Origin of the sequence: Bradyrhizobium lablabi, assembly GCF_018131005.1 — a bacterium.
Classification (GTDB): domain Bacteria; phylum Pseudomonadota; class Alphaproteobacteria; order Rhizobiales; family Xanthobacteraceae; genus Bradyrhizobium; species Bradyrhizobium lablabi_D.
The window spans coordinates 79863-90573 of sequence record NZ_JAFCJK010000016.1 but is presented as its reverse complement, the minus strand read 5'-3'; the positions used below and the strand labels follow the sequence as shown (position 1 = coordinate 90573).

At 59.4% G+C, this 10711-nt stretch carries 9 protein-coding genes; 7 read left to right on the top strand and 2 right to left on the bottom strand.

Annotated features, from left to right (window positions below; genetic code table 11):
• Nucleotides 1-241 precede the first annotated feature (241 nt).
• The 3 genes from JQ553_RS31890 (at nt 242) to JQ553_RS31880 (ending at nt 4954) form a co-directional block, all read left to right on the top strand.
• Nucleotides 242-541, top strand: a complete 300-nt coding sequence (locus tag JQ553_RS31890) for a hypothetical protein (protein WP_212504035.1) — start codon at nt 242-244, stop codon at nt 539-541.
• A gap of 108 nt (nt 542-649) precedes the next feature.
• Nucleotides 650-4003 carry an AAA family ATPase gene (locus JQ553_RS31885; RefSeq protein WP_212504034.1) on the top strand — a complete coding sequence of 1118 codons (3354 nt, stop codon included), beginning with the start codon at nt 650-652 and terminating at the stop codon, nt 4001-4003.
• Between the two features lie 432 nt (nt 4004-4435).
• Entirely contained in the window at nt 4436-4954 is a 519-nt protein-coding gene (locus tag JQ553_RS31880; protein ID WP_212504033.1) for a hypothetical protein, read from the top strand.
• A 156-nt stretch (nt 4955-5110) separates the two neighbouring features.
• On the opposite strand, the gene JQ553_RS31875 is transcribed toward JQ553_RS31880, so the two are convergent.
• A complete protein-coding gene (locus JQ553_RS31875; protein ID WP_212504032.1) occupies nt 5111-5290 on the bottom strand; it encodes a hypothetical protein in 180 nt (59 codons plus the stop codon).
• Nucleotides 5291-5619: 329 nt separating this feature from the next.
• On the opposite strand from JQ553_RS31875, the gene JQ553_RS31870 reads away from it, so the two are divergent.
• The 3 genes from JQ553_RS31870 to JQ553_RS31860 all read left to right on the top strand — a co-directional run bounded on the left by JQ553_RS31870 (nt 5620) and on the right by JQ553_RS31860 (nt 8223).
• The gene (locus JQ553_RS31870; protein ID WP_212504031.1) at nt 5620-6417 is read left to right on the top strand and encodes a transglycosylase SLT domain-containing protein; all 798 of its coding nucleotides are present in this window, start codon (nt 5620-5622) and stop codon (nt 6415-6417) included.
• Nucleotides 6418-6824: 407 nt separating this feature from the next.
• The gene (locus JQ553_RS31865; RefSeq protein ID WP_212504030.1) at nt 6825-7184 is read left to right on the top strand and encodes a hypothetical protein; all 360 of its coding nucleotides are present in this window, start codon (nt 6825-6827) and stop codon (nt 7182-7184) included.
• 250 nt (nt 7185-7434) lie between these two features.
• Complete coding sequence (locus tag JQ553_RS31860) at nt 7435-8223, top strand: DUF4239 domain-containing protein (protein ID WP_212504029.1); 789 nt, start codon at nt 7435-7437, stop codon at nt 8221-8223.
• A gap of 247 nt (nt 8224-8470) precedes the next feature.
• Here JQ553_RS31860 and JQ553_RS31855 read toward each other — a convergent pair whose 3' ends face one another.
• Nucleotides 8471-9391 carry a DMT family transporter gene (locus JQ553_RS31855; protein WP_312015219.1) on the bottom strand — a complete coding sequence of 307 codons (921 nt, stop codon included), beginning with the start codon at nt 9389-9391 and terminating at the stop codon, nt 8471-8473.
• Nucleotides 9392-9888: 497 nt separating this feature from the next.
• Between JQ553_RS31855 and JQ553_RS31850 the strand changes: the two genes are divergently transcribed.
• Complete coding sequence (locus JQ553_RS31850; protein ID WP_249144727.1) at nt 9889-10698, top strand: gluconate 2-dehydrogenase subunit 3 family protein; 810 nt, start codon at nt 9889-9891, stop codon at nt 10696-10698.
• Nucleotides 10699-10711: the final 13 nt, after the last annotated feature.

Here is a 10711-nt window from a genome sequence, read left to right as displayed (position 1 = left end):
CTTCAGCGCGACTGGACCCGGCATGAGACCTATGACGGGGCGCGAGCGATCGTGGAGGCTCACGGCGGCGGATACGGGATCGGCCTGGCCTATGCACGGGATATGATCAAGCCCGCGTAAGAAACGCGCCGATTATCCATCGGAGTTGTCCCTGCGTCCCGAGCGCTGGCGCGTGGGGCTGACTTCCTTGCGTGGAAATCGTACCGCGAATATTTCATCCTGAAAGCCAAGGAACTCTATGATGACCGATATCAATGCTAATGCTATCGACAGTAGTGCAGGTTCGCGGCTGCTGTTTTCATTGTTCATTGTGGTGCTGCTCTCGTTCGGTGCGTACGCCACTTTCGTCTCCGCTCCCGCGACGCGGGCTAACGTGAAAATCCAACTCGATCGCGAGATTGCGGCTGAAAACCTCGCATTCTGTGAAAGGTTCGGAATACGCGCTGACACCAGCGACTTTGGTGTTTGCAGCCAACAGCTAGCGATTGTTCGACAAAAGCAGGCCGACCGGGACACTGCCGCAGCTGCAGGTCTTCCCTAGCTGTGAGCTTCTCAGCTTGACCCAAACCGGTTATTTCAAAAAACCCTACCCTAGACAGGTTTCTTCCGTTGGGGGATCATGAGGCGCCAAGCGAACTGGGGCGCCATCATGGACGTCGGAGGTTGGCTGCGGAGCCTTGGCCTCGAACAATACGAGGCGGCATTCCGCGACAATAAGATCGACGACGGAGTCCTGCCGAGTTTAACGGCGGAGGACTTGAAGGATCTTGGCGTCGAATTTGTCGGGGATCGCCGTAGGTTGCTCGACGCCATCGCTGCTTTGCGCGTGGAAGCGAGCGCACTTACGCGTCTATCCGACGCTTGTCCTACAAGCGACGATGCCGCTATGGACGGCGCGGAGCGCCGCCAAGTCACGGTGATGTTCTCAGACCTTGTCGGGTCGACAGCACTCTCGTCCCGTATGGACCCTGAAGACCTGCGCGAGGTCATCTCGGCCTACCAGAACTGCGTCGCCAAAACCGTTCGGCGCCTGGGTGGGTTCGTGGCGAAGTACATGGGTGACGGAGTACTGGCGTATTTTGGTTACCCGCAAGCCCATGAAGATGACCCCGAACGGGCGGTACGCGCAGGGCTGGAGTTGATCGCGGCGTTGGCGGAGCTCGAGTCGCGCACACCGCTGCAAGCCCGTGTGGGCATAGCGACCGGACTGGTCGTTGTCGGCGATCTGATCGGATCGGGTGAAGCTCAGGAGCGCGGCATCGTCGGCGAGACGCCAAACCTCGCGGCACGCCTTCAAGGGATTGCAGAGCCGAACACCGTCGTGATCGCCGACGACACACGAAAGCTTCTCGGTTTTCTTTTCGAGTTGAAGGACGTCGGTCCGAGCAATCTCAAGGGTATCGCCGCGCCGGTCCGTGCCTGGACCGCGCTGCGGCCCAGTTCCGTTGAGAGCCGTTTTGATGCACTTCACGCCGGCCGTCTGACTGCTCTCATTGGGCGGGAAGAAGAAGCCGAATTGCTGGTTCGGCGATGGTCGAAGGCGAAGACTTCTGAAGGCCAGGTGGTACTAATCTCTGGTGAACCGGGCATCGGAAAATCGCGGCTCACGGCCGCGCTATTGGAAAGGGTCGCTAGCGAGCCGCACACGCGGTTGCGTTATTTCTGCTCGCCGCAGCACGCGGATAGCGCGTTTTACCCAATCATGAACCACATGGGGCGCGCCGCCGGTTTTGCTCACGACGACACGCCGAAAGCGAGGCTCGATAAGCTCGATACGCTGCTCTCCCGGACCTCGACCTCCCCCGAGGACGCAGCCCTTTTTGCCGAGATGCTGTCGCTCTCCAACGATGGGCGCTTCCCCCCGCTCGACATGAGCCCACAGCAGCGCCGGCAAAGAACGTTGGAATCGCTTATTTCACAAATAGAGGTTCTGACACATTCCCATCCGGTGCTGATGATCTTCGAGGATGTTCATTGGATCGACCCTACGAGCCTGGAAGTGCTCGATCGGGTGGTGCACCGGATTGCCACCCTTCCTGTACTGCTGATCGTGACGTTCCGGTCGGAGTTCGAGCCAGCCTGGATAGGACGTTCTCATGTCACGGCCGTTACGATGAATCGGTTGGGTCAGCGCGAAGTCGATGCCCTGATCGACCAGGTCGTCGGGAACAAGGCACTGCCGGCGAACATTCGGCAAGACATCATCGAGCGCACCGACGGCATCCCCCTGTTCGTAGAGGAGATGACAACCGCAGTTCTGGAGGCGGTCAACCAGGACGTGGCCGAGCACATTGTTGCGGCGGTTCCATCTCCGAACCTCGCGGTCCCGGCGAGCTTGCATGCGTCGCTGATGGCGCGGCTCGACCGACTAGGCCCTGCCAAAGAGGTAGCCCAGATCGGCGCGGCGATCGGGCGCGAGTTTTCGCACGCGCTACTAGCTGCGGTGGGCCGCAAGACGGAGACTGAGTTGGGATCGGCGCTTGACCGCCTCATTCGAGCGGGCTTGTTGTTCCGGCAGGGCTTGCCTCCGCTTGCGACATACCTGTTCAAGCATGCACTCGTGCAGGATGTCGCGTATGGGACATTGTTGCGTACCTCGCGGCAGCAGCTGCATGGGCGGATCGCGAACACCCTCGAAAAAGAGTTTCCTGAGGTGATTGAGGTGCAGCCTGAGCTCCTCGCCAGGCACTGCGCGCAAGCTGGATTGGACGAGCAAGCCAAGAAATACTGGCGCGCGGCCGGAGAGAAGGCAGTTCGGCGGGCGAGCAACCACGAAGCCATCAGGCATTTCCGTCAGGCTTTGACCCTGAACGAAAGACAACGCCCTGAGATCGACCGTTCACTTACCGAGCTTGCGATTCTATCTCAGCTCGGTCCAGCTCTATTGAGTGTTCATGGCTGGTCGGCTCCAGAGGTAGGCGTTGTCTTCGAACGCGCCGAACATTTAGCGCGAGAGCTTGAAAGCTCGGTCGATTTGGCGCCACCCTTATCTGGACTGTGGCTGTTTCATACGGCTCGCGGTCAGTTCACGAGGGCGGAGAAGATCACCAAAGAGTTGTTCCATATCGCACATACGCTTCAGGATCCGGACATCCAGCTCCAAGCACATCACTGTGCTTGGCCAATTTGTTGGTTTCGTGGGGCGCTCTCAGATGCAAAGGCGCATGCCGACGCAGGAATAGCCCTCTATGACGAAGGTCGACACGCTAAACACCGGTACCTATATCTCGGACACGATCCGGTGGTCTGTGCCTTGTCGATTAAGTCAATCTTGCAATGGCTTCTCGGTCATCCGATACAAGGCGAACAGTCGGAACGCGACGCAATTGCGTTGGCGCGGCGTTTGAAGCATGCGCCGTCACTAGCTCATGCGTTATGGTTTGTTTGCCAGGCGCAGGTTGCTCGCGGTGATGCTCCTGCCGTTGTGAACACCGCCAGCGAGTTGCTGGCGTTATCTGAAGAGCATGGTTTGCCGCAGACGCGCGCCACCGCTTTGGCTTACCTCGGATGGGCTATCGGTCAAACCGCCGACGTCAGTCGCGGCATCGGGCTTCTTGAGAATGGCTTCACGATGTACGATCGGCTGGGCCTGCGAAGCAATCTTTGCCTGATTATTTGCCTGTTGGCGGAAACCTACCTAGCAGCGGGTCGATACGAAGAGAGCTTGGAGCAGGCCAGATTGGCGATTGCCGCGTCTTCGGAGATTGGAGACCGTTGGTGTCTACCTCGGATTCATTTGATCCGCGGGCGGGTACTACAGACGACCCGGAAAATCGATGCTGCCGAGGACAGCCTGAGAATAGCAGTCGATGTGGCCGGGAGGCAATCCGCGAAAAGCGCGCAATTGCAGGCCGCCAATTTGTTGGCGCGACTTTGGCTCGACCAGGGAAAGGCGCAGCAGGCTCGGCAGATGCTTGCTCCGGTCTACAGCTGGTTCACGGAAGGGTTCGAGACACGCGATCTAAGGGACGCGAAAGCTCTACTCGACGAGTTGTCGGATTGAACGACTCCCGCTGCGCCTGGGTTCGAGCTTCCACCGACGATGCTTGCGCGCGTGGGGCGGCGGCGCCTCTGCTCGAACTCGATCCCACTTTTACAGTATCCTGGAGGATTGTTCGCGGCGGACAATCAAACTCGAAGCTGATGTTGAAGGGCCCTCGGAAAGCGGGGTGCCCGATTGAACCGCGGGCGGACATCGACAAATTAGAACCCCTTTTTGCCGCGGTGCATGAGCCAGCTAGCTAGTGGCCCATCCCCGCCGATCACCGACGTCAGCTTCGACGGCGAGTTTCGGAGCCGGTGCCAGGTCGGCAACCAATCCCCAAGGTCTGGCCCTGGCGACGGCATGTTTGGGAACTGTTGAACCCGGAGCGCGTTGATCCCTCCCCGCTGGTTGCACTGTCACAGACATCCAAGATGATTCATGGAGGCGACGATGCGAGCGATCATTGCGTTCGCCTGTCTTTTAACCCTCGAAAGCCCTGCATTCGCCCAACAGCCGCCTGAGGCTCAGACGATTGCCGTCGGTCCTTGGACGATAGCGACTACCTATAAGGCCGATCGGTTTGAGAACTGCACCATGACTCGATCCAGCGACGGTCTGGGTATCGTGTTCCTGCGCAACCAGGACGGCCTTTTGCTATCTCTCGATTCGGCAAAATGGAAGCTTGAACGGGGTAAAGCCTATTCCGTTCGCTTGGCTGCGGGTTCGCGCTCGGGCGACGCGAAGGCCTTGGCAGAATCGAAATCCGTCACAATCGCATTGGCCGACGCGGCGTTTAACGAACGACTGCGGATCGCCAACGTTCTTGAGGTCCGAGGCGAAGGGATGACGCTTCGCGTGCCGCTAGATGGAAGCGCGGCAGCGCTCGACCGGCTGGATGCGTGTTTCGATAAGAATCTTCGTCAGAGCCCGGAATCCAACCCGTTCGTCGCCCCCACCCGAAGGCCTTGAACTGCGGCGCTGGGTTATTTGGCTTGCATTTCTCCATTGATCGACGCCGGCGGACGCATCTCCGAAATGATGGAGTTGCGCACCGATCGGAAATCCGGTCCCATGAGGGCGAGCCCAGCGAATTCTCGAGCCCGCTTTAAGTCTTACTTGATTCGACTATCGCTGATGGCCGAGACCTATTCCCAACTGAAACGCCTTTGCGCGAAGCGCGCCAATGGTTCGCTTCAATTCTTTTGAAACCTTTGCGACAGGCGTGCGATCCCTCGAATGTTTCTTCAAGGCGCGTAGATCAGTTGCGGTCCATTCGCGACGAACAGGCTTTTTGCTTTTCTTCAAGTTCCACTCTCCTACTATGCAAAGGGCTTGTGGCTTACCAAAACCGCAGGGAGCCTCAAGCTATTTTTAATGGTGCAAAGTCCCAAGCTTCAGCCCGACCAGAATCCTCCAAACCGTCCCCCTATCTCACTCGGGCCCCTGAAGCGAGGTGGCCGCCGTTGAACGATCTAACCGCTTCCCAAGCGGCTCTCGAAAATTCATTAATCCCTTACTCGCGCTTAACCGTTCCGACATGCCGTCGCTTGCCGACGCACGGGCCAGCCGGCACAACAGGCTAACGATTCCCGTGTCGTCGCCGCGCTGCCCCCATCCCTCCTTTCCCAAGACGCATGCCAAGAAAAAGCAAGGACTTCCTCCGTCGTGTTCGCCGCTGGCGGCGGAGCGTGCGTTGGGCGCAAGGGAAACTCGCGAGAGCACCGCGGGCGGTTCGGATCGTCGGCGTCGTGGCGATCCTGCTTGTGGTCGCCGCGCTGGTAAACCTCGTCTATCACGTGATCCACAAGCCGACCGAGCTTTTTATCTTCGTTGGCAACGGGCGCGACAAGGAGCCGGCCGAGACGTGGCGGCAATACGGTCCGCTCTTCCACGCCTATTCCACCAACACGATCACGCCCGAATTGCTGGCCGCGCTGGCGCAGGTCGAGAGCACCGGCAACCCGGTGGCGCGCACCTATTGGCGCTGGCAATTAAGCTTCAATCCGCTCGCGGTTTACCAGCCTGCCTCCAGCGCCGTGGGCCTCTACCAGATGACGGATGGGGCCTACGCCGAGGCTGCGCGGTCCTGCATCCGAGGCAATACGGTCGTGGATGCCGGCTGCGGGTTCACCAGCCTCTATATACGCGCGATCCCCAGCCATGCCATCGAGCTGGCGTCCGTGTATCTTGACCGCAATGTCGCGGCGGTTCTTGCCCGCGCGAGCGATGTGACGGCAAGCCCGCAACAGAAGCAGGATCTCGCTGCCTTCATCCATCTCTGCGGCGCGGGTCCCGCCACAGCTTTCGCACGCCGTAATTTTCAGCTGATGGCCGGCCAGCGCTGCGGCGATCACCTCGTTGCGGCCTATCTGGCCAAAGTCAATGCGATGAGGCGGCAGTTCCTGCGCCTTGCGGCCGATGGCAAGACCTAACTTGCAGTAGGATTAGTCAGCCGAATGCGTCATCCGCCACTCAAGCAAGGTGCAGCGCCACTTCCTGACCACAGCTGCCGCTCATGACGAATGCCATAGTAACCAATCAGGAGCATCCGGATCATCAGTTCGGGATAGACAGAGGGGCTGACCGATCCCGATCCAAAACGGCTTCAACTGGTGGTGCAATCAGCAGAATCGCCGTCGCAAACACATTGATCCGTCGCAGCAGGTGGTCAGTCGGCATCATCTCGTCGAGGCTAAACTCGTAAAAGAGCTGCCCCCTGATCTCCGTCCTGCCGTCCCATCATCTCCGATTCTCCTGCCGCCTCCTAAGCGGGAATCATCGTTCGTTCGGCTCCTCAAGCCCTTTCTCGATAGCATCGGCCCAAGGCGGACCTCGTCCAATGTCGGCTTCCTTCATCGACGCAGTCAAACTGCTGGTCGGCGAAACCATTCAGATGGCCCGCGAAATTAACCAGAAACAGAACAGGCTCACCCTGTCGATGTTCCGCAGTGGAGCCATTGGAACCTCCACTGCATTCGCAACGAAGGAGCGGTGTATGCGTGCATATTCCATTATCACCCTCGTCGCCGTTATCATTGCCGGTGTCGGCTTGAAACTGGCCCTCTTTGGTGCTTCGCCCGCAGAGGCGGTCCCCTCACTTCAGACTTCAAGCCTCGACGTTTTTCAGATGCAACAGAACGCCAGGGATCTTCCGGAGCTAAAGTTCCGCGACATGACATTCGTTTTTACAAGCGATTGAGATAACCCCCTTTGCCGCACAAGTGCTGAAGCTATGGGCCCGAACTGCCAGGCACTACGGGCCCTCTTTGCTTCGCTGATGGTTTGAGGACCGGTCGGCTGAAGGCAGCAACGGGTCAGCGCCGCGTTCAAGCGCGCAGGAAGGTCCTCGTTCGCTGGCAAGCTTCGTTCGCAAGCCAGACCGGCCTCTTCGAGGCCGAAACGGCTGAGAGGGAATTCGAAGCTGGCTCAGGCCACGAAACGGGGCAACGATGAGCGACTGGTTCCATGAACTGCCAGTGCCGTGGATGGCACTGCTCGTTTTTGGCTTTACCTATCTGCTTGCATTAGCGATCCATGCCGGCATTGCGGCGCTGGCGCGAAGCGGACGCGCCAAATCGTTCAAGGCCGTTTCTCCGGGCATGCTGCCCCCGCTCGGCATAATTTTCGGCCTGTTCGTCGCGTTCACTGCTGCGCAGGTCTGGAGCGACAATGACCGTGCTAGCGCAGCGGTGAGCCACGAGGCCAGCGCGTTGAGAACCGCGCTCGTCCTCGCAGCGAGTTTTCCAGGCGAGCCGGAAGCCAAATTGCACGAGCTGATTAGAACCTACGCCCATGAAACCGCGACCGTGGAATGGCACATGATGGCGCACCGGACCGCATCGCTCAGCGTAACCCCACACCCCATTCAGGAGGCGCTGCAGCTCGTTCTCTCGTTCCCCGTCGTCAACCCGGGGCAGCAAACGGCGCAGCGTGAGATCACAAGCGCGCTCGAGGCCGCGCTCGATGCGCGCAGACAACGGATCATTGTGAGCCGGGCGGAAGTCAACGCCGTGAAATGGTCAAGCCTCTATTTGCAGGCAATCTGCGCCTTGTTGGCGATCGCGCTGGTTCACTGCGATGATCGGCTTGCATCGCTGCTTGCGATCGGGCTGTTTGCGACCGGCGTGTCCGCCTCGGTGTTGCTCATTGCCGCACATGATCGGCCGTTTGTCGGACAGATCGCGGTCACGCCGGAACCGCTGCTGCAGATCATATCGGATCCGGTAACAAAGCGCTGAGCGGAAGAGCGGGTGTAAGGCTGATCCGGCGCTGAGCCGTACTTTCTGTCGCGGCACGACAGGATCGTCACCAGAATGGCCGGAATTTCCACTGCTCGGGGCCATTCAGTTGCGCGAGTTTCCTGCCTCAAGCGGCTTAGCGAGCTACGGCTCCAACCTCGCGGACACGTATCGAAAGTCGGGATCTATGTTAGGCGCGGTCTGAAGGGCGAGAAGCGGCGGGCAGGCAGAAGCGGCACTGCTGCGCCTACGGTTCACCTTCGGCCAGAACTTGGGACTTCCGTTCGCGGGCGGTCTTGGCGGGGATCTCGCGATTGACCAGCCACAGGGCGAGACCGATCGTTACCCCTCCTCCCAGCTGCAGCCAAGTCAGTGTCGACCCCATGATCACGAACGAAAGTATCACCGTGAACAACGGCGCAAGGAAGAGATAGCCACTGGTGCGTGTAGCTCCACCCTTCGAGAGCGCCACGAACCAAAGACCAAACGAGCCCGTAGATGCAGGAATTGACAGCCAAATGAACCAGCTCCACTGGGAGATCGTAACATGAGCTGGCCACCGTTCGCCAAGCGCGTAGGCGACCGCAAGAATGGCGATCGCACCGATAAGCATCTGCCAGAAGCTCAATGCCCATGAGCCGATCGGCAGGTTGGCCTTCTTGTTGATGATGGTCGCCGTCGCCCAGCAAAGTGCCGAAGCGATACCGATGGCCTCACCGCGCACCGTCGCGAAACTGTTGAGCATGTCAGCGCTGGGACCGATCGCCAAAGCTACACCCACTACGCCGAGCACCAACCCCAGGATGCGCGCCCCGCGCAGCGACTCTCCGAGGAACGCGAAGCCCAATACGGCGACCCAGATCGGGTTGGTGAACAGCAGGATCGCCGCCGTCGACGCCGAGATCGTTTTCATTGCAAGAAAGAGCAGCCCCATAACAGCCGCCGTCTGCAACAGCCCGATCAGGGCGATCACGCCAGCATCGCGCGCCGAAAGCGAGGGCGGACACAACGCGCGCAGCGGACGATCGCTGTCGAGGTAGAGCGCTGGAAGAGCTGCCAGTGCCGCAATCAGAAAGCGCCAACCGACGAGGATCATCGGTGAGAACCCGCCTTGCAGCAGGATTTTGCCCGCGACAAAGCTCGATCCCATCAGGAACGTGGATGCCACCAGCGTCCCGATGAAACTGGCTTGCTCGTAGAACCGCGTCCTTTGACGGAGCGTCATGACGTCTTTCCTTCAGTGTCCGACGCGGCAAAGCCGGCGCCGTGCTCTATCGCGTCGAAGATAATAGAGCTACGACGGGGTAGACCTTCTCTCGCATGCTACCAATTTGTCGTTTTTGCTGGTGATAGAGGCTGCAGGTGCGAGTGCAGGAATGATGGCGCGCGCTTGATCGAAAACTTTTCGGCAATTATGCCGCGTAGCTGCGAGCGATGCCGCATGTCGGCGTGTGGGCCGGTCGCCGCCGCATTAGCTCGTAAGCTTGCAACAGATTTGCTTCATTCAAAGCGAGACGCTGTGCTGGAGAAGGTTCAGCAGCGGCCCGACCAGGACCTCCACAGGCACGACCGATGCTGACTCGAGACGACGCTCTATACTCAAAATCCGAGGCGTGCTAACGTCGCAATACGTCAGCGGTGTTTCCTTTGAGATCGAGGAGCCCAATGATCATCAATAAACTCCAGCTCAACTCACCCGATGATGTCGGGAGCGGTATGCCCCGTCCTCCGCAAGCCCGGCCGGGCATTCGCCGCCGTGAGCTAATGCTGACCACTGCTACGACATTGTTATTTTCCACCCACGCCGTCTTGGCACGCGTTGTCCAAGACAGCTTGCCATGGGAGCAAAATGCGGGCAGTCCACCTACTGAAGCGACACCCGGGCCATGGACGTACTTCACTGCGGAAGAGGGCGCTACCGTCGAGGCGCTCGTCGACCGATTGATCCCACCGGACCCGCAGACGCCAGGAGGCAAGGATGCGGGCTGTGCGGTCTTCATTGACAGACAACTTGCGGGACCATATGGCACCGCCGAAGAACTATATATGCGCGGGCCCTTTGCTGACGGAACGCCACAACAAGGCAATCAGTCTCCGTTAACCCCGGCGGTACGATATCGGGAAGCGCTGGCTGCGCTCGACAAGTATTGCCGCGCTACGTACGCGGGAAGGTCCTTCACGCAGATTCCCGACAATGACAAGGACAAACTGCTTTCAGGGCTGGAAAAGGGCCAGGTTCATCTGGAAGGCACAAGTGGCCGCGCGTTCTTCGAGCTGCTGCTGCAGAACACGCAGGAGGGATTTTTCGCGGACCCCGTATACGGTGGTAACCGCAACATGGTCGGCTGGAAGATGATCGGATATCCCGGCGCGCGCTACGACTACCGGGACTGGGTCGACCGGCATAACGAACGCTATCCCCTGCCTCCGGTTGGCATCACTGGCCGACCAGAGTGGGTTCGGAAAGCTCAATGAACTTCGTAACCAA

What these genes read in the sequence shown, in the direction of transcription:
- JQ553_RS31885 (WP_212504034.1), top strand. Translation starts at nt 650, where the DNA reads ATGGACGTCGGAGGTTGGCTGCGGAGCCTTGGCCTCGAACAATACGAG.
- JQ553_RS31850 (WP_249144727.1), top strand. Translation starts at nt 9,889, where the DNA reads ATGATCATCAATAAACTCCAGCTCAACTCACCCGATGATGTCGGGAGC.
- JQ553_RS31865 (WP_212504030.1), top strand. Translation starts at nt 6,825, where the DNA reads ATGTCGGCTTCCTTCATCGACGCAGTCAAACTGCTGGTCGGCGAAACC.
- JQ553_RS31890 (WP_212504035.1), top strand. Translation starts at nt 242, where the DNA reads ATGACCGATATCAATGCTAATGCTATCGACAGTAGTGCAGGTTCGCGG.
- JQ553_RS31870 (WP_212504031.1), top strand. Translation starts at nt 5,620, where the DNA reads ATGCCAAGAAAAAGCAAGGACTTCCTCCGTCGTGTTCGCCGCTGGCGG.
- JQ553_RS31860 (WP_212504029.1), top strand. Translation starts at nt 7,435, where the DNA reads ATGAGCGACTGGTTCCATGAACTGCCAGTGCCGTGGATGGCACTGCTC.
- JQ553_RS31880 (WP_212504033.1), top strand. Translation starts at nt 4,436, where the DNA reads ATGCGAGCGATCATTGCGTTCGCCTGTCTTTTAACCCTCGAAAGCCCT.